At 67.1% G+C, this 18,025-nt stretch carries 19 protein-coding genes; 8 read left to right on the top strand and 11 right to left on the bottom strand.

Annotated elements, in window-relative coordinates; all coding sequences use genetic code 11:
- Positions 1 to 36: 36 nt before the first annotated feature.
- A complete protein-coding gene (locus tag ASF08_RS10545) occupies positions 37 to 441 on the top strand; it encodes a DUF4174 domain-containing protein (protein WP_056144630.1) in 405 nt (134 codons plus the stop codon).
- 73 nt (positions 442 to 514) lie between these two features.
- Here the strand turns inward: ASF08_RS10545 and ASF08_RS10540 are convergent, their stop codons facing one another.
- Complete coding sequence (locus ASF08_RS10540) at positions 515 to 982, bottom strand: hypothetical protein (RefSeq protein WP_056144627.1); 468 nt, start codon at positions 980 to 982, stop codon at positions 515 to 517.
- A 224-nt stretch (positions 983 to 1,206) separates the two neighbouring features.
- Between ASF08_RS10540 and ASF08_RS10535 the strand changes: the two genes are divergently transcribed.
- Positions 1,207 to 1,968, top strand: coding sequence for a phosphodiester glycosidase family protein (locus ASF08_RS10535; protein ID WP_147830211.1), 762 nt, complete (start codon positions 1,207 to 1,209; stop codon positions 1,966 to 1,968).
- Positions 1,969 to 1,978: 10 nt separating this feature from the next.
- On the opposite strand, the gene ASF08_RS10530 is transcribed toward ASF08_RS10535, so the two are convergent.
- The 4 genes from ASF08_RS10530 to ASF08_RS10515 all read right to left on the bottom strand — a co-directional run bounded on the left by ASF08_RS10530 (position 1,979) and on the right by ASF08_RS10515 (position 5,929).
- On the bottom strand, positions 1,979 to 2,335 hold the full coding sequence (locus ASF08_RS10530; protein WP_056144625.1) for a hypothetical protein: 357 nt from the start codon (positions 2,333 to 2,335) through the stop codon (positions 1,979 to 1,981).
- A gap of 20 nt (positions 2,336 to 2,355) precedes the next feature.
- The gene (locus ASF08_RS10525) at positions 2,356 to 3,474 is read right to left on the bottom strand and encodes an NADH:flavin oxidoreductase/NADH oxidase (protein ID WP_056144623.1); all 1,119 of its coding nucleotides are present in this window, start codon (positions 3,472 to 3,474) and stop codon (positions 2,356 to 2,358) included.
- A 163-nt stretch (positions 3,475 to 3,637) separates the two neighbouring features.
- The gene (locus tag ASF08_RS10520; protein WP_056144621.1) at positions 3,638 to 5,581 is read right to left on the bottom strand and encodes a propionyl-CoA synthetase; all 1,944 of its coding nucleotides are present in this window, start codon (positions 5,579 to 5,581) and stop codon (positions 3,638 to 3,640) included.
- Positions 5,582 to 5,746: 165 nt separating this feature from the next.
- Positions 5,747 to 5,929 carry a YdcH family protein gene (locus ASF08_RS10515; RefSeq protein WP_018042998.1) on the bottom strand — a complete coding sequence of 61 codons (183 nt, stop codon included), beginning with the start codon at positions 5,927 to 5,929 and terminating at the stop codon, positions 5,747 to 5,749.
- Positions 5,930 to 6,151: 222 nt separating this feature from the next.
- Between ASF08_RS10515 and ASF08_RS10510 the strand changes: the two genes are divergently transcribed.
- The 3 genes from ASF08_RS10510 (at position 6,152) to ASF08_RS10500 (ending at position 8,151) form a co-directional block, all read left to right on the top strand.
- On the top strand, positions 6,152 to 6,370 hold the full coding sequence (locus ASF08_RS10510; protein WP_018042997.1) for a YdcH family protein: 219 nt from the start codon (positions 6,152 to 6,154) through the stop codon (positions 6,368 to 6,370).
- Positions 6,371 to 6,553: 183 nt separating this feature from the next.
- Positions 6,554 to 7,051 (top strand): 5-(carboxyamino)imidazole ribonucleotide mutase, encoded by a 498-nt coding sequence (gene purE / locus ASF08_RS10505; protein ID WP_018042996.1) that lies wholly within the window; start codon positions 6,554 to 6,556, stop codon positions 7,049 to 7,051.
- Positions 7,048 to 8,151, top strand: a complete 1,104-nt coding sequence (locus tag ASF08_RS10500) for a 5-(carboxyamino)imidazole ribonucleotide synthase (protein WP_373321309.1) — start codon at positions 7,048 to 7,050, stop codon at positions 8,149 to 8,151. Before purE ends, ASF08_RS10500 begins: the two co-directional genes overlap by 4 nt.
- Before the next feature lie 7 nt (positions 8,152 to 8,158).
- On the opposite strand, the gene ASF08_RS10495 is transcribed toward ASF08_RS10500, so the two are convergent.
- The gene (locus ASF08_RS10495) at positions 8,159 to 9,112 is read right to left on the bottom strand and encodes a helix-turn-helix domain-containing protein (protein ID WP_056144619.1); all 954 of its coding nucleotides are present in this window, start codon (positions 9,110 to 9,112) and stop codon (positions 8,159 to 8,161) included.
- A 758-nt stretch (positions 9,113 to 9,870) separates the two neighbouring features.
- Between ASF08_RS10495 and ASF08_RS24710 the strand changes: the two genes are divergently transcribed.
- From ASF08_RS24710 to ASF08_RS10485, 3 genes are all read left to right on the top strand, one after another.
- A complete protein-coding gene (locus ASF08_RS24710; RefSeq protein WP_156629532.1) occupies positions 9,871 to 10,098 on the top strand; it encodes a hypothetical protein in 228 nt (75 codons plus the stop codon).
- A gap of 273 nt (positions 10,099 to 10,371) precedes the next feature.
- Entirely contained in the window at positions 10,372 to 10,659 is a 288-nt protein-coding gene (locus tag ASF08_RS10490) for a hypothetical protein (protein WP_056144612.1), read from the top strand.
- A gap of 578 nt (positions 10,660 to 11,237) precedes the next feature.
- Positions 11,238 to 12,110, top strand: coding sequence for a tetratricopeptide repeat protein (locus ASF08_RS10485; RefSeq protein WP_043764308.1), 873 nt, complete (start codon positions 11,238 to 11,240; stop codon positions 12,108 to 12,110).
- 159 nt (positions 12,111 to 12,269) lie between these two features.
- Here ASF08_RS10485 and ASF08_RS10480 read toward each other — a convergent pair whose 3' ends face one another.
- The 5 genes from ASF08_RS10480 to ASF08_RS10460 all read right to left on the bottom strand — a co-directional run bounded on the left by ASF08_RS10480 (position 12,270) and on the right by ASF08_RS10460 (position 17,975).
- Complete coding sequence (locus ASF08_RS10480) at positions 12,270 to 14,777, bottom strand: PAS domain-containing protein (RefSeq protein ID WP_056144804.1); 2,508 nt, start codon at positions 14,775 to 14,777, stop codon at positions 12,270 to 12,272.
- A 14-nt stretch (positions 14,778 to 14,791) separates the two neighbouring features.
- Positions 14,792 to 14,968 carry a type II toxin-antitoxin system ParD family antitoxin gene (locus ASF08_RS10475; protein ID WP_056144609.1) on the bottom strand — a complete coding sequence of 59 codons (177 nt, stop codon included), beginning with the start codon at positions 14,966 to 14,968 and terminating at the stop codon, positions 14,792 to 14,794.
- A 179-nt stretch (positions 14,969 to 15,147) separates the two neighbouring features.
- Entirely contained in the window at positions 15,148 to 15,603 is a 456-nt protein-coding gene (locus tag ASF08_RS10470) for a GNAT family N-acetyltransferase (protein ID WP_056144606.1), read from the bottom strand.
- A gap of 5 nt (positions 15,604 to 15,608) precedes the next feature.
- Positions 15,609 to 16,604: a class II fructose-bisphosphatase gene (gene glpX, locus ASF08_RS10465; protein ID WP_026175788.1), complete on the bottom strand. Its 996-nt coding sequence runs from the start codon at positions 16,602 to 16,604 to the stop codon at positions 15,609 to 15,611.
- 48 nt (positions 16,605 to 16,652) lie between these two features.
- The gene (locus tag ASF08_RS10460) at positions 16,653 to 17,975 is read right to left on the bottom strand and encodes a homoserine dehydrogenase (protein WP_018042987.1); all 1,323 of its coding nucleotides are present in this window, start codon (positions 17,973 to 17,975) and stop codon (positions 16,653 to 16,655) included.
- Positions 17,976 to 18,025: the final 50 nt, after the last annotated feature.

The following is an 18,025-nucleotide window of genomic DNA, read 5'->3' as shown; positions in this document are numbered from 1 at the left end:
CAAGTATTCCTGCTCCGTCCCGATAGGACCGTCTCGATGACCCGCATGCTCCCCCTCGCCGCCATCGCCGCGATGTCCGGCTTCGCAGCGCCGGCTTCGGCCGACGACCCCCTCGCCGCCCATCGCTGGAAGTCACGGGTGCTCGTCATCGTGGCCCCGGAAGGCGGAGATCCGCGCATCGAGGCGCAAAGGCGCGAGGCGCGGGCGAGACGGGCGGATTACGCCGAGCGCGACCTCGTTCTTGTGGAAGCGATCGGGACCGGTGCCGAGGCGGACCGCATCCGTCATCGGTTCGGAATCGGCGCGGGGGATTTCCGCGTCGTGCTGGTGGGCAAGGACGGCGAGGCGAAGCTCACCGAAGCCGCACCAATTCCGGCGGCCCGCCTGTTCTCGACGATCGATGCCATGCCGATGCGCAGGGATGAGAAGGTCCGGCGATGAACGCGGCGACCGTAACGAAAAAGGGGCCGCCGAAGCGACCCCTTCCCAGATAAATCCTCCCGAGCGGAACCGCTCAGTAGCAGCGCTCGATCAGGACGCGGCGGGGTCCGTAGGGGGTCCAGCGGGTGCGCGGGACGGTGTAGCAACCGCCACCGTAGCCGCCATAGGCCGCAGGAGCGTAGCCGTAGCCATAGGCCGGGTATCCGCCATAGCCGCCGTAGCCGCCATAGAGCCCACCGGCGGCGAGGCCGAGGCCGACACCGAGGCCGAGACCGCCGAGGCCGTAACCGTAGCCACGACCGTAACCGCCGCGCCAGCCGTAGCCGCGATGTCCACCCCAGCCGCCGCCATAGCCGCGGAAGCCCGCGCCACGGAAACCGCCTCCATAGCCGCGGAAACCGCCGCCGTGTCCACCCCAGCCACCATGGCCGCCATGCCAACCACCGTGGCCACCACCCCAGCCGCCGCGGGCTTCCGCCGTCGCCGGGATCATCGCCAGAGCGCCGACCATCGCGGTCGCTGCCAGAACAATGCGTTTCATCGTCTTGTCTCCAAAGACAGGTTCTTGTCCCCAGTGGTTATAGAACACCCATGGTCCATGAACGGTTCATGGCACATTTTGTCCTGCACGCATCCGGCCGATCACAGGTCGGTGAGAGCGGCGGTCGGCACGCCTTGAAAACGCCTTCCGTTTCGGGCGAGGACACCGCGCGCCACCTCGTCCGCACGAGAGGGCGGAAGATAGCTCCGCCTCGGGATTCAACGATGATGTCACTGCGACGCGCATTTGCCGGAGCCATGCTGTTCGCGTTCGCTGCGGGTCTCGCTCCCCAGCCCGCGCGGGCCGCGCCCGCCGTCGCGTCGCCGTGCAAGGCGGTTCAGTCCGAGGGCGAGACCTTCACGGTCTGCACGGTGGATCTGCGCCGCGAGCGGGTGCGGGTGTTCTGGCTCGGCGCCGACGGTCTGCCCTATTCGTCGCTGTCGACGCTGGGGGAAAAGATCGGGCCCAAGCTCAGCTTCGCCATGAATGGCGGCATGTACGACAAGGGCCAGGCGCCGGTGGGCCTCTATGTGGAGGAGGGCCGCGAGATGAAGGGCGTCTCCACCGCCAACGGGCCGGGCAATTTCCACCTCAAGCCCAATGGCATCTTCTACGTGAAAGGCGAGCGCGCCGGCGTCGCCGACACGGCCCGCTACCTGCGCCAGAAGATCAAGCCGGATTTCGCCACCCAATCGGGGCCGATGCTGGTGATCGACGGCAAGATCCACCCGAAGATCTCCACCGACGGGCCGAGCCAGAAGATCCGCAACGGCGTCGGCGTCCGCGACGACGGCCGCACCGCCATCTTCGCCATTTCCGAGCGCCCCGTGACCTTCGGTTCCTTCGCCCGCCTGTTCAAGGACACGCTCGGCTGCGCCAACGCCCTGTTCCTCGACGGCAGCGTCTCCAGCCTCTACGCGCCGGGCATCAACCGGTCGGACATCAGCCGGCCGTTGGGGCCGCTGGTGGGGGCGGTGGCGAAGTAGGGCGGGCGGATCAGGCCAGCCGTGCCCGCTTGCCGAAGGCGACCCTGAGCCGCGCCTTGGCGAGTTCGGCGATCTCGGTCATCGATTCGATCCGCACCATCGGCATCTCCGCCCCGATGAGGCTCGTCGGCTCGAAGCTGAAGAGCAGGTGGCGCACGCCGATCTCCAAAGCCGTCACCCCGTCGGATTGGGTGAGATCCTCGCCGAAGATCTCGATGAGCGGCCCGTCCGGGTCGCCCTTCTCGATCTGGACGATGAAATAGCCGGCGGGTTCCTCCTCGTCGTCCGCGCCGGAGATCAGGCTGATGCCGTTCTCCTCGTCGTAGCGGACGCGCTGCACCGTGATCGTCGTGATGTCGTCGTCCATTGTCTTTGCCTGAAATCGGGTCAGCGTTGCCCGAACTGGGTGTCGCGGAACAGGGTCTTGAACTGGCGCGGCTGGCAGCGCCAGTACTGCTTGGGCGCGCTGACCTGCGCGCCGAGTTCGGCCGCCGCATGCCACGGCCAGCGCGGATCGTACAGCATGGCGCGGGCGAGCGAGACCGCGTCGGCCTTGCCCTCGGCCAGGATCGATTCCGCATGGGCCGCCTCGGTGATGAGGCCGACCGCGATGGTGGTGAGCCCGGTCTCGGCCTTCACCCGCTCGGCGAAGGGAACCTGATAGCCGGGCGAGAGCGGGATCTCCTGGCGGGTGGAGAGGCCCCCGGTGGAGACGTGGATCGCCGCCGATCCGCGCCGCTTGAGCGCATGGGCCAGTTCCACCGTCTCGTCGAGCGTCCAGCCGCCCTCGACCCAGTCGGTGGCCGAGACCCGCATCCAGACCGGCTTGCCCGCCGGCACGACTTCGCGCACCGCCTCGAAACATTCCAGCGGAAAGCGCATCCGGTTCGCGAGGCTGCCGCCGTAATCGTCCGTGCGCTGGTTGGAGAGCGGCGAGAGGAACTGGTGCAGCAGGTAGCCGTGGGCGCCGTGGAGTTCGAACCCGTCGATCCCGATGCGCAACGCGCGCTTGGCCGTCTCCACGAACCCGTCACGGATGCGCTTCAACCCCTCCGAATCGAGGGCATGGGGCGGCACCTCGCCCTCGCCATGGGCGATGGCTGACGGCGCCTCGGTGCGCCAGCCGTCCGGCATCTCCGGCTCGATCTGCGAGCCGCCATCCCAGGGGGCGCGGCTCGAGGCCTTGCGGCCGGCATGATTGATCTGGATCGCGATGGGGATCGGCGCCCGGAGCCGCACCGCATCGAGCACCCGGCCCAGCGCCAGCTCGGTCTCGTCCGAGTAGAGGCCGAGATCGGTGGGCGAGATCCGTGCCTCCGGCGAGATCGCGGTGGCCTCCAGGGTCAGCAGTCCCGCGCCCGACATGGCGAGCTGCCCCAGATGCATCAGGTGCCAGTCGCCCGCCTGCCCCGCATGGGCCGAATACTGGCACATGGGAGCGACGATGATGCGGTTGGGCAGCGTCAGGCCATCGAGGGCCAGGGGCTCGAACAGGCGTGCGGTCATGTGCGGGCTCCGGCTTTGGCTGACAGCCTAGATGGAGCACCTGAGTCGCCCGCGCCAGGGATGGACGGCTCCGTATCCGCGTTTCCATGGCGCTACGCATCTCTTTATAGCTGGCCCCCGGATCGGGTTCCGCTGGAGCTGCACCGGTCGAGGGAGGGAACGCTCACCCCCCGATCCCCCTCCCCTTCAAGCTCTCGCCGATCTCGTCCAGCACGGCGGCGTCGTCGATGGTGGGTGGAGTGGTCCAGGCTTCGCCGTCGGCGATCTTCTTCATGGTGCCGCGCAGGATCTTGCCCGAGCGGGTTTTGGGCAGCCGTGCCACGGTGAGCGCGAGCTTGAACGCCGCCACTGGGCCGATGCGCTCGCGGATGGAGGCGACGAGTTCGCGCTCGATCTCGGCGGTGTCGCGGGAGACGCCGGATTTCAACACCACGAAGCCGCAGGGCTGTTCGCCCTTCAGCGCGTCGCGGATGCCGATGACGGCGCATTCGGCGACATCGGGATGGGCGGCCAGCACCGCCTCCATGCCCCCGGTGGAAAGCCGGTGCCCGGCGACGTTGATGATGTCGTCGGTGCGCCCCAGCACCGTGACGTAGCCGTCCGCGTCGACGATCCCGGCATCCGAGGTGTCGTACCAGCCCGGATAGGTGGTGAGGTAGCTCTGGCGGAAACGCTCGTCCGAACCCCACAGGGTCGGCAGGCAGCCGGGCGGCAGCGGGAGCCGCAGGGCGATGGTGCCCATCGTGTCGGGCGGCAGCGGCTTGCCGGCCTCGTCGAGCACCGCGAGGTCGTAGCCCGGCATCGGCACGCAGGCGCTGCCATGCTTCACCGGCAGCATGCCGACACCCACCGGATTGCCGGCGATGGCCCAGCCGGTCTCGGTCTGCCACCAATGGTCGATCACCGGCCGGTCCAGCGCCCGCTCGGCCCAGGCCACGGAATCCGGGTCGGCCCGCTCGCCGGCGAGGAAGAGGGAGCGGAAGTCGGAGAGGTCGTAGGAGGCGACGAGTTCGGCGCGCGGGTCGTCCTTCTTGATCGCGCGCAGGGCCGTCGGCGCCGTGAACAGGCAGGCGACGCCGTATTCCGCGGCCACCCGCCAGAGCGCCCCGGCATCGGGCGTCCCCACCGGCTTGCCCTCGTAGAGAACGGTGGTGCAGCCGTGCAGAAGCGGGGCGTAGACGATGTAGGAATGGCCCACCACCCAGCCGATGTCGGAGGCGCAGAAATACACCTCGCCCGGTTTCACGTCGTAGAGGTTGGGCATCGACCACGACAGCGCGACGCAGTAGCCGCCGGTATCGCGCACCACGCCCTTCGGCTTGCCCGTCGTGCCCGATGTATAGAGGATGTAGAGCGGGTCGGTGGCCGCGACTGGGACGCAATCGGCGCTGATCCCGGCGGCCTTCGCCCGGGCCACGGTCTCGGCCCAGTCGCGGTCCCTCCCCTCCACCAGGCCCGCCTCGGCCTGCGGGCGCTGGAGGATGAGGCAGGCCTCGGGCTTGTGCGGCGAGGCCGCGATGGCCGCGTCCAGCAGCGGCTTGTACGGCACGATCCGGCTCGGCTCGATGCCGCAGGAGGCGGCGAGCACCACCTTCGGGGCGGCGTCCGTGATGCGGATGGCGAGTTCGTTGGCGGCGAAACCGCCGAACACCACGGAATGGACCGCGCCGAGGCGCGCGCAGGCGAGCATCCCGAACAGGGCTTCGGGGATCATCGGCATGTAGATGACGACCCGGTCGCCCTTCTCCACGCCGAGCAGCGAGAGGATGCCGGCGAGCGTCGCCACTTCGTCGCGCAAGGCCGCGTAGCTGATCGTCCGCTTCGTCCCGGTGACGGGTGAATCGTACAGGATCGCCGCCTGCTCGCCCCGCCCCATCGCCACGTGGCGGTCGACGGCGTTGTGGCAGGCGTTCAGCGTCGCGTCGGGGAACCAGCGCCCATAAGCGCCCGCCTCCGGGTCGAAGGCGCGGGAGGGGGCGGTCTCCCAGTCGAGGGCAGCGGCGGCGTTCAGCCAGAACCCTTCGGGATCGGCGAGGGACGCCGCGTGGATGGGGCGGTAGGCGTCCGTCCCTTCGGTCGAATCGGGAGGTGTCGCAGCGGCCTGCATGGCGGTTCGTCCCCGGGCGGCCGGTCTGAGGATGCCGGCATCTGCGGGGGAATGTAGCCCAACCTGCCCACGACGATACAAGGGATGGCGATACAAACGAAAACCGCCGCGCTGGGCAGCGCGGCGGCGAAGGTCAATCAAGGAAGGGGAATGATGGGGAGCTGGCTAATGCACCGAGTCCGTTTCGGCACGCAGCCGATTGATCTCGTCCTTCAGGTGAAGTTTGCGTCGCTTCAATTCCGCGATCCGTAGATCGTTCTCGGAAGGGCTTTGAATCGCGGAGTGGATTTCCCGCTCGAGGGCTTCGTGCTTGAGGGCGAGCTGGCTCAGATGCGTCTGCAGCGACATGAGTCGTTTCTCCTGTCTCGTTCCGACTCAGGCAGATTGGCACAGTATGAGCCGGCTGTCGAAACCGAAATCGGCCCTGGGGGCAACATTGGTTAATCACGATCGCCGGAGCCCTCCCCGGTGGAAGAAGCGTCTTCCAGAGCCAATTGCGGGCATCGTCTTGCCGCAAGAGCGCCTGTGCCGCATGGTTTCGGGACGGTACGTGTCGAGGCTGCAGGTGCGATGGCGGGCGAGTTCGAGGATAACGGGACGGCGGAATTCGTCGAGGAACTGGCGCGGCTCCGCCAGGAGCACCGCGACCTCGACGGGGCCATCGACGCATTGGAACTGAGCGTCGCCGGCGACCAGCTGCAGATCCAGCGCCTCAAGCGGCGCAAGCTCGGCCTGCGGGACCGGATTTCCTATTTGGAAGACCAGATCACGCCCGACATCATCGCCTAGCTTCGGTTTGCCTTGATCACAGGATTGGCCCGGGCACCGTCTTGCGGGCGGTCGCCCGCCCGCGTATGCGGCACGGTCCGGGTGCAGGATCGCGTCCCGGGATCGCGCCGCCACGAAGACATGGCCTGAACCCGGCCACGCAGACCAGGCGACCGCGATCGTCTCGGGAAGGGAGTGACGACGATGGCGGGAGCGCCCCCGGTCGCGATCATCATGGGAAGCCAGTCGGACTGGGCGACCATGCAGCACGCCGCCGACACCCTCGACGCCCTCGGCGTGCCGCACGAGGCGTTCATCGTCTCCGCCCATCGCACGCCGGATCGCCTCGTCGCCTTCGCCAAGGGTGCGAAGCAGGCGGGCTACAAGGTCGTGATCGCCGGCGCTGGCGGGGCCGCGCATCTGCCCGGCATGACCGCATCCATGACCCCGCTGCCGGTCTTCGGCGTTCCGGTGGAATCGAAAGCCCTGTCCGGCCAGGACAGCCTGCTCTCCATCGTGCAGATGCCGGCCGGCATTCCCGTGGGCACCCTCGCCATCGGCCGGGCCGGAGCCGTCAACGCGGCCCTCCTCGCCACCGCCGTCCTGGCGCTGACCGACACCGCCCTCGCCGAGCGCCTCGATGCGTGGCGGGCCGCGCAGACCGCATCCGTGGCCGAGAGGCCGGAGACACAGATTCCGTGACCGACATGTCCCTCGCGCCCGGTTCCACCCTCGGCATCGTCGGCGGCGGCCAGCTCGGCCGTATGATCGCGCTGGCCGCGGCCAATTACGGCCTGAAGGTCCATGTCTACGCCCCCGATGCGGCGAGCCCGGCCTTCGATGTCGCGGCCGAGACGACCTGCGCCGCCTATGACGATGCCGAGGCGCTCGCCCGCTTCGCGGCGAGCGTCGATGCCGTGACCTACGAGTTCGAGAACATCCCGCGCGAGACCGCCGACCTGCTGGCGCGCCACGCGCCCCTTCGTCCCAGCGCCGACGCATTGTCCACCACGCAGGACAGGCTCTCCGAAAAGAGCTTCATCAACGGCCTCGGCATCGCCACCGCGCCGTTCCGGCAGGTGGACACGCCGGACGACCTCGCCCGTGCGCTGGAGGCGATCGGCCTGCCGGCCGTGCTGAAGACCCGCCGCTTCGGCTATGACGGCAAGGGCCAGCGCATCATCCGCACCGCCGAAGAGGGCGACCGGAACGCGATCTTCGCCGAGTTCGGTGGCGCGCCGCTGATCCTCGAAGGGTTCGTGCCGTTCGAGCGCGAGGTTTCGGTGGTGGCAGCGCGGTCCCCCGACGGGAGCTTCGCGGCCTTCGACCTGTGCGAGAACGAGCACCGCGATCATATCCTGGCCCTCACCCGCGTGCCCGCCCCGAACCTGTCGGAGGAGACCGCCCGGATTGCGGTGGAGATCGCCCGCCGGATCGCCGAGGCGCTGGATTATGTCGGGATCCTCGCCGTCGAGATGTTCCTGGTGCGCGACGAGGCCGGCGAGCGTCTGATCGTCAACGAGATCGCGCCGCGGGTGCACAATTCCGGTCACTGGACCATCGAGGGCGCCGTGACCTCGCAATTCGCTCAGCATGTCCGCGCCGTCTGCGGCTGGCCCCTCGGCGATGCTTCGCGCGTCGCCGGCGCCTCCGTGGAGATGCGGAACCTGATCGGCGACGACATCGACGCGTGGCAGGCGCTCCTCGCCGAATCCGGCGCGCATCTTCACCTCTACGGCAAGGGCGACGCCCGGCCGGGCCGCAAGATGGGCCATGTCACGCGGGTGATCCCGGCTTCGTGAGGACGGCTCAACCCTGCCGGAGGGCGCGGACGTCCTTCGCCGACATGCCGAACCGCCGCTTGAAAGCCTTGCTGAAGCCGGGTGCATCGGTGAAGCCGCAGGCATGCATCAGGACGTTGATGGGCGTGCGGTCGTTGGAGGCCGATGTCAGCCAGCGATGGATGCGGTCCAGCCGGGCATCGCGGATCTCGGCGGCGATCCCTTCGCCGTCGGCGAAGGCACGATAGAGTTTCGAGCGGGAGACGTTGAGCGCCGCGGCCATCGCTCGAGGCCCATACGACGCGTCATGCGAATGCCGTTCGATGTGCACGCGCGAGAGAGACCGGAGCACCTCGGACGAAGCCCGATCCCCATCGTCCCGATCTCCGACGAGCGAGCGCACGATGTGAAGCGCGCCCTCGACCGCGAGCCCGGCTTCGGCCTCCGACATCCCCGTGGCAGATCGCGCGACGTCGTGCATGTATGTCGTCAGCAACTCGGTGGAGGGACTCGCGCGGATGCGACGGCCGGTCAGGGCGTCGGCGTTCCCGACCCGTGCCTCGAAATTCACGCGAGGGACGCTGAAACGGAGCTCCCGATACGGCGACAGACCTCCCACGGCAAAGGGGCGGTCGAGCCTGATGAAGCCGATATCCCCGACGCCGACCACATGACCGCAACTGCCCTGTTCCAGGTAGCCATGCCCCGACAGGAAGAAGCTGACGACGACCTCGTCGCGGCCGGCCCGCCGGATATGGCGTAGATCGCCCTCGACGCTCACCGGGCTGCTCTCCGTGAGAAGCAACGTCGTGTGCGCTGAAAGGGCGGCCAACCGGTTGGCGGAAAATGCTTCGTGGGGGTTCGGCCGGTCCACGATGCCGAGATTCTTCAACGCGGTGTTTCGCCAGAATTCGAAGGCTCGAACAGGCTCGACGTGCTTCGTCGTTTCGACAACCGTGAGCACCTTCGCGGGGGGAAACACGCACTACTCCTGGTCTCGTTCGAGGGGAACTCATGGCCGGCGCCCGCCGCACGCGTGGAGGGGCGCATCACGTCGTGCCGACGTCACGAGCGTAATCGTCAGCCGACCCAACAACATTCGATGGCGCTGTTGGTTCAATGATGAAGTCTTGTGGCAGACTGCGTAAGTATGGAGCGGCCTGTCGCGCCGCTGCATCCGCAGCCATGATTTTGGGACGGAGAGACAATTTCTGAACGTTGACCTAATCCGCTCGATGCGGGTATTTCCATTGGCGCAGCCCGCACGTTGCGCCATCTATGACGATTAAAAGTAATAAGTATTTCTTCCAATGTCTCCTAAATGCTGTGATCATATCGAATGGCATATTTCTTATAATAGAACGTTATTTTGCTTTCTATAACAAGAATTATTCCTGTAGAACGTTACGCAATTGCGGGCTGTGCTAATAACGTGAGTATTTTTATCGAGAATGATAACTCTGGTTGTAATGTATAAAAGTTTTCTATTATTGATCTACTATCGAAGTCACCAAGCGAGTCTTGCGCCGTATAGTTCGTTTCACCTCTCGCGAGATGGTGGGGAATGCTGCAAGACATCGGTCGTTCAGTCGCCGAGTTGCCTTCCGCGATCGTCATCGTTGAGATGTCGATCCACGTGACATGGACAAATACTGATCGAGCATCGTCGTCGCGCCATCAGTGAGACTGGCGACGAAACAAAGTTCAACTTGAAATAGCAGCATGAACAGGAGAAGTTCCATGGCTTGGATCAAGCTCACGAAGGGGTCTGGTCAAGAAATTTACGTCAATACGTCTCTTCTGGTTGATGTAACCGCGTCCGGTTCCGGCTCACGGATCAGATATGCCGGACATTCCGGGGCCGCAGGTACTGTGAAACCGATATCCAGCAACGTCAATCAACCGCCTGAAGAAGTCATGGATCTGATCCGTCAGATCGAGACATCGAGACAATCAGGTCATTACTAGACCACTCTCGACCTTGGGCCACCTTATTCGTCGGTCGAAGGTGATTCGTATGCCGGCGACGTCAGGGGCACTAGTGCATACATACTAGTATCGATGTTGGAGATGCTTGGCGTTATCTTTGGTGAATCTTGAGATTCTTAAGTGAATACAATTTATTTCACGGACATTTAACGGAACATCTCGTATTGTCGCGTTGTGGCCGCTGAAGGCTGGGTTTCAGGGCTCATATCAGATGAGTTCGCCAATAAATTATGTTATTCGAGGGACCTCGCCGTGGAACGGACAATCGTCGCATTCGCCAAACCAATAGCTCTGGGACTCATTTGTTTCGTATCGATACTCTACATATCGAAGAATGTTGGAGCAGCCTTCGTCATCAGCCTCGTCCCGTTGCTGTTGGGCTGGCTCGGGATCATGGAAACGTTTGCCTACGCGGTTGCGGCGATGGTATTCTTGGCAGCGGTGGCATGGGCCGCGACGCCGGTATCGGTCAAAAGTATTCTGGCCGAGCATTCGGAGCGTGCGCTCACCGATATCCAGCAGGAAATAAAGACGCGATAGGGCGAGGCGGTTGTATCGGGCCGGCGTGCTGATCGGGGGGGCAAGGGCAAGGGCCGCAAGGATTCCCTGGCCTTGCCCTGCCCCGTTCCGTGGACTCGTCCTCCATCGCCAATCCGCTCAATGGATGCATTGCGCCGGGCGGATCCCGCTGGGTTTCCTCACCCTTGGGTGTTCGAGCCAGAGGCGTCGCCTCGTCGGCCGGGCTCGCGAATCTTCGATCCGGACGCCGGGCGTTTGTCCGAGACGGCCGGTCGAGCCATGGCGGGATAACCTCCAGGGCCATCGTGTAGGGCGTCGAAACTGCGTCTTGTCGGACACAGTCTGTCCTCGCCGTGACCTGCCGGACGGCCTTCGCGACCCCGCGCGGAAGCGAGCCTTACCTTCGCCACATCGCGCCGCTTGAGCGGGTGAGCCGGCGGGTTTTAAGCGCGTGTTCACCGCGATGCGAGACTGTGCCGGCACTCGTCGTCTTGTCCGGCATCCGAAGCGCTTCGAGGCGCCATGGTGGATGGGATGATCGATTGCAGCGGACGGGAGCGTGCCTCGGGGGGCATGGCGATCCCGAGGGGAGAGGGGCAATGACGTTTGTAGTGCCGCGTGCGAAGGCGGGTCTGGTCGGGGCCGTAGCGATCGCGGCGGCTTTGGCCGGGTGTGAGACCTATGGCGGTGGCGGGGCTTCGGCGACGCGCCAGTTCGCCGTGGTCGAGAGCGACGCCACGGGTGCCACCAGCGTCAACATCGCCTCGCTCACCGAGGTGATCCAGCGTAATCCCAACGATGCCGGCGCCTACGTCACCCGCGGCGCGGCCTATGCCCGCTCGGGCCAGTTCAACGACGCCATCGGCGATTTCACGAAGGCCGTCCAGATCGATCCGAATTCGGCCTCCGCCTACTACAACCGGGCGCTGGCCTACCGCCAGACCGGCCGCAACGATGGGGCACTCGCCGACTTCTCGAAGGCCATCTCGGCCGATTCGAACTACGGTCCCGCCTATATCGGTCGCGCCAACGTGCTGCGTGCCCAGGGCGATCTCGACGGCGCGATGTCGGATCTCAACCAGGCGATCCGCCTGACGCCGGAATCGGCCGAGGCCTACCATGCGCGCGGCCTCGTGCGTCAGCGCCAGGGCCAGAACACCCAGGCCATCGGCGATTTCGATGCCGCCATCGACCGCAATCCCTTCGTCGCGGCGCCCTACGCCGCGCGGGGCCAGAGCCTCATCGCCACGAACCAGTTCGACAAGGCGATCGAGGATTACAACGCGGCCCTCAACGTCAACAACAAGGACGCCAGCTCCTGGGCCTATCGCGGCCTCGCCTACGAGAAGACGAACCGCAAGAAGGAGGCGATGGAGAGCTATCAGCGCGCCGCCCAGCTCGAACCGGGCAACCCCGTGGCCAAGCAGGGGCTGGGACGCGTCTCGGGCGGTGTCGGATCGCTGTTCAACTGATCCGTCGCTAGGTTACGCCGCGGCTTCACGAAGGGCGTCGCCGCATCGGCGACGCTCGCGCCGTCGTCCAGACGGATCCGGGCCGTCGGGCCTCGTCCGACCTCGCGACGATCGAGCGCCGCGTCGGAGCCGCCGGGGACGGACGACACACCCAGCCGATCAGCCGACGAGCCGGTTCGTCCGCTTCGTCGTCAGTTGCCTCAGAATGCGCCCGAGCTGTTCGGCCGAGTATGGCTTGTGCAGCAGCTCGAAGCCCTCCGCGCCATCCTGCGCCAGGACGTGGCTGTACCCGGACGCGAGAAGCACCGGCAGGCTCGGCAGACGCTCGCGCAATCGCTGGGCCAGGGCGATGCCGCCGATGCCCGGCATCACCACGTCCGAGAACACCGCATCGTATCCGTTGCCGTCCGTCCCGAGCTGCTCCAGAGCTTCCTCGGCGTTGACGGCCCAGGTGGTCCGGTAACCGAGATCTTCCAGGATCTGCGTGGCGAAGCGGCCGACCTCGATATTGTCCTCGACCACCAGGATGCGCTGGCCCACCCCCATCGGCGAGCCTGGCTCCGGTTGAAGCATCTCCCGGTCCGCGCCGTTCTGCTCGATCACGATCTCGGGCAGGTAGAGCGTGAACGTCGTGCCGTGCCCGAGCCTGGTCGACACGTCGACATCGCCGCCGGACTGCTTGGCGAAACCGAACACCTGGCTGAGGCCGAGGCCGGTTCCCTTGCCCACCTCCTTGGTGGTGAAGAACGGCTCGAAGATGCGGCCCAGTTGCTCAGGCGCGATTCCGGTGCCCGTATCGGTCAGCGAGATCGCCGCGAAGGCTCCGGGAGCGACCGCATGCCCACGGATCGGCGGCAGCTTCTCCTGCTGCACCAGAGTCAGGGTCAGGGTCCCCTCCCCGTTCATCGCATCGCGGGCATTCACCGCCATGTTGACGAGGGCGGTCTCGAACTGGCTCAGATCCGCCTTGACGAAGCAGGGTTCGTCCGGCGTCTCGACCGTCAGGCGGATGCGGGCCCCCGTCACGGTGTCGATCATCTCGGAGACGGCGCGCAGGCGCTCGCCGACCTCGAAGACCTCGGGCTTGAGGGCCTGGCGGCGGGCGAAGGCGAGGAGCTGCCCGGTCAGCTTCGCGGCGCGGTCTACCGTATCGGACACCGCATCGAGGTAGCGCCGCTTGCGCTCCTCGGGCAGCTCCGGCCGCCGCAGGAAATCGACGGAGGAGCGGATGATGGTCAGGAGGTTGTTGAAATCGTGCGCCACACCGCCGGTCAGCTGTCCGACGGCCTCCATCTTCTGCGACTGGCGCAGCGCCTCCTGCGTGCTGGCGAGCTCGGCCTCGGCGCGCAGCCGCTCCGAGATGTCCTTGGCGTAGTGGAACGCCCCGACGATGCGTCCTCCCTCGTCGCGCAACGGCGAGTAGGACACCTCCCAATAGGGCTTCGCCAGGTCGGGGTCGCCGAACTCCTCGGTGACGGTGAACGTCTCGCCCCGGAGGGCGCGTTCCATCAGGCCGCGCATGACCGGGGCCTGGTCCGCCGGGAAGAGGTCGGGGAACACCTCGCCGACCTGCACGCGGTGGGCGAAGATGCGGAAGAACTCGTCGCTATGGGCTTGGTTGAAAGCGATGAGCCGGTACGCGGTGTCGAAGGCGCAGATGGGCGCGGCGCTCGATTGGAGAATGTCGCGCGAGAGACGAAGCTCCGCCGTCCGCTCCGCGACCTGCCGCTCCAGATCGTCGTTCAAGGCCTGCAGCGCCTCCGCCCCGGCTTGTCGCGCAGTCTCGGCCCGGTAGCGCTCGGTGATGTCGCGGGAGATGCCGACGAGCTTGAGGGCACCGCCCTCGTCGGGCTGGAACGGCGCGAAGCTCACCTCCCACCAGCGGAGGTCGCCGCCGACGGTCTGGGCCTGCCCCTCGATGCGTGAGACTTCTCCGGCGGCCGCCCGCCGGACGGCATCGCGCAGCTTGGCGCGCTCGCCTTCCGGCCAGAGCCCGGCATATTCCTGCCCGACCACGTCCTGGAGCGATCCGATCCGGTTCAGTTCCAGGCCCCGCGCACTCATGAATTCCAGCGTGCCGTCGGCGGAGAGCACCTTCACGCAATCCGGGCTCGCCCTGAGGATGCCTCTGACGAAGGCGTCGCTGCGCTGGAGCGCCTCCCGGTCGGCGAGGCGCCTGTGCGCGTCGAGATGGAAGCCGATGAGGTCGGCGAACATCCTGAACATGCCGACGATCTCCGGCGTGTTCAGCCGGGCCGGGCGAGGGTCGATGGCGCAGAGGGTGCCGAAGAAGCTGCCGTCCGGCAGGTTGATCGGCATCGAGATGTAGCTCTGGAAGCCGTACATCTCCGGGGTCGGATGCGCCTGGAACGCCGGGTCCTCGGACACGTGATCGATGACCACGCCCGTCCCGGACGAGCGGATCGCGTCGCAGATCGTGGTGGCGACCGGCAGCTCGCCGCCGGGCACCAGACCGAAGGCGATGTCGTCCTTGACGCTGCAGGCGACCCAGCGGTCGTCCGTCACCCTGGCGACGGCGGCAAAGCCCATGCCCGTCGTCCGACAGACCACGTTCAGGATGGTCTGAACCGCGGCGATGCCCTCGACCGCAATGATATCCGCCTGGAAGTCGTTCTGGGCGGACGGAACGGCGATTGAGGTGGTCATCATCGGTCCGCCGCTTAAACGGAGCTATGGCCGCGGGAGCGAGGCACCTTGTGGTCACGCTCGATCAAAAGGCGGAGACCGGCACGGACGACTTCGCTGGCATTCGCATAATGCCCACTCGCGACCTGACCCTTGATGTAGCTCTCCAGCTCATGGGTCAGGGCGATGTTGCGGGTCGGCGTATTCGACATGGCCGGACGGTGTCATAGGCCCCCGGAGCTGTCAAAAGTTGGCAGCCCTGAGTTCCGCCGGGCATCCGCCTGAACCGTCGGCAACGCCCCCGATCCGAAAGCGGCCGGCCCGACATCCGCGCGATTCTGAGAACCGGGGCGGGGCTCGCATGTGGGATGCCGGCCACCCAATCATCCGCTCAGCCCGGACCCAGGATCCGGCGGTACTGGATGAAGCCCGACCGGTCGGCGAGCCTGTCGTAGAGGGCGCGGGCCTGGGTATTGTCTTCCATGGTCAGCCAATGGACGCGGTCGGCGCCAGCGTGCCGGGCCTGCGCGGTCACGGCCTCGATGAGAGCGCGGGCGATCCCCCTGCCCCGTGCCTCAGGCGCCGTGAACAGGTCCTGCAGGTAGCAGTAAGGTCCGCGTGTCCAGGCCGAGGCGTGGAAGAGGTAGTGGACGAGGCCGACGGTCTCGCCGTCCGCTTCCGCCACCAGGGCGTGGAGCGGCACCAGCGGGTCGTGCAGGCGAGACCATGTCAGGTCGCGCATCTCCGGTCCGATCGCGGCCCGGTAGAAGTCGAGATAGCCCGACCACAAGCCCTCCCAGGCCTCGCGCTCGTCGGGCCGTACCGGGCGGATCGTCGGATCCGACACGGCGCTCAGGCCTCGAAACGCTCGGGCCGGCGATGTTCACCGACGATGCGGCGGACCGTACCGGTGGCGGACCGGTAGATGACCGTCTCGGTCACGATCATGCCGGACTTGAACCGCACGCCCTGCAGGAGCGCACCGTCGGTGACGCCGGTGGCGGCCACGATCACGTCGCCCCGCGCCATGTCGGCGAGCTCGTACTTCCGGTTCGGATCGCTGATGCCCATGCGGGCCGCGCGCTCGCGCTTGTCGTGGCTGTCGAGGATCAGCCGGCCCTGCATGTGGCCGCCGATGCAGCGCAGGACGCCAGCCGCGATGACCCCTTCGGGCGCCGCGCCGATGCCGAGATAGATGTCGGCACCGGTCTCGTCGGGGCTCGTCGTGTGGATGATGCCGGCGATGTCGCCGTCCGAGATCAGGCGGATTCCTGCGCCGGTCTCGCGCACGGCCGCCACGAGGGCCATGTGGCGCGGCCGGTCGAGGATGATCGCGGTGATCTCGGATGGGGCGCAGCCCTTGTGCCGGGCGAGCGCGGCGATGTTGTCGGCCGGGCTGGCGTCGAGATCGACGAGGCCCTGAGGATAGCCGGGGCCGATGGCGATCTTCTGCATGTAGACGTCGGGCGCCGCCAGCAGCGACCCGTGCTCAGCGAGCGCCATCACGGCGATGGCGCCGGGCATGTCCTTGGCGCAGAGGGTCGTCCCCTCCAGGGGGTCGACGGCGATGTCGACCTTCGGGCCGGCGCCGGTGCCGAGCTGCTCGCCGATATAGAGCATCGGCGCTTCGTCGCGCTCGCCCTCGCCGATGACGACGGTGCCGTTGATGGGCAGGAGGTTGAGCTCGCGCCGCATGGCGTCGACGGCGGCCTGGTCGGCCTCCTTCTCCCGCCCCTGCCCGCGCAGCCGGGCGGCGGCGATGGCGGCGCGCTCGGTCACCCGCGCCAGTTCGAGGCTCATGGTGCGGGACACCGGACGTCCCACCCCCCCAACGATATCGTCCGCCATCTTGGTCCCGTCCCTCACCTGGTGTCTGGGCCGCGATGGGCGGCCTTCTTATTCGCGTTCGATTCGGATCAATTGCGGCGCCTCGGCGAGGAGGCCATCTGCCGCGATGGCGTCGAGCGCCGCGCGGATGGTTCCTTCGGTGGCGGCGTAGGTGATCAGCACCAGGGGCACCGGCTGGCCGGAGCGGCCATGCGGGTCCTTGCTGGCGGCGCTCTCCGAGCGGCGCTGCAGGATGCTCTCGATGGAGATGTCGCGCTCGGCCATCCGCGTGGCGACGCCGGCCGCGACGCCGGGCCGGTCATGGACCGTGAGGCGAATGTAGTAGCCGCCCTCGTGCCGCTGCATCGCCACCCGCTCCGACGGGGCGAGACTCGCGGCGGGGCGTCCGAAGGTCGGGCGCGCGACGCCGGCCGCGATGTCGGCGATGTCGGCGACCACCGCCGAGGCGGTCGCCTCGCCGCCGGCTCCCGGGCCGATCAGGGTGAGTTCACCCACCGCATCCGCATCGATGGTGACGGCGTTGGTGACGCCCATCACCTGGGCGATGGCGGAGGATTTCGGCACCATCGTCGGGTGGACGCGCTGCTCGATTCCGCCCTCGGCCACCTGCGCGACGCCGAGCAGCTTGATCCGGTAGCCGAGTTCCTCGGCCATGGTGAGATCGAGGGGTTGGATCGCCGAGATGCCTTCCACCGAGACGCCCTCGGCATCGATCTCCACACCGAAGGCGAGGCTGACCAGGATGGCGAGCTTGTGGGCGGTGTCGAACCCCTCGACGTCGAAGGTCGGGTCGGCCTCGGCATAGCCCAAGGCCTGCGCGTCCTTGAGGCAGGCCTCGAAGGTCAGGCCCTCCCGCTCCATCCGGGTGAGGATGTAGTTGCAGGTGCCGTTCATGATTCCGTAGACGCGCGACACGGCATTGCCGGTGAGCCCCTCGCGCAGGGCCTTGATGACGGGGATGCCGCCGGCCACGGACGCCTCGTAGGCCAGGGTCACGCCCTTGGCCTCGGCGGCCTTCGCCAGGGCCGCGCCGTGATGGGCGAGGAGGGCCTTGTTGGCGGTGACCACGTGCTTGCCGGCAGCGATGGCGGCTTCCACCGTGGCCTTGGCCGGCCCTTCCGAGCCGCCGATGAGCTCCACCACGCAATCGACCTCGCCCGAGGAGGCCAGGGCGACGGGATCGTCGAACCAGGTCACGCCGGTGAGATCGAGGCCGCGGTCGCGAGTCTTGTCGCGAGAGGAGACGGCGGTGACGCGCACCTCGCGGCCCGTGGCGGCGGCGATGGCTCCTGCGCGGCGAGCGACCATCCGAACGACGGAAGCACCGACGGTGCCGAGACCGGCGACGCCGAGGCGGAGGCTCTGTGACATGGACGCGATCCGTATCTGACTTCGCTCGGCCGAGAGCGGGTTACCCGTCG

This window comes from Methylobacterium sp. Leaf85 (assembly GCF_001422125.1).
GTDB classification, from domain to species: domain Bacteria; phylum Pseudomonadota; class Alphaproteobacteria; order Rhizobiales; family Beijerinckiaceae; genus Methylobacterium; species Methylobacterium bullatum.
Note: the sequence above shows the minus strand (reverse complement) of the source record. Positions and strands in the feature narration are given on the sequence as shown.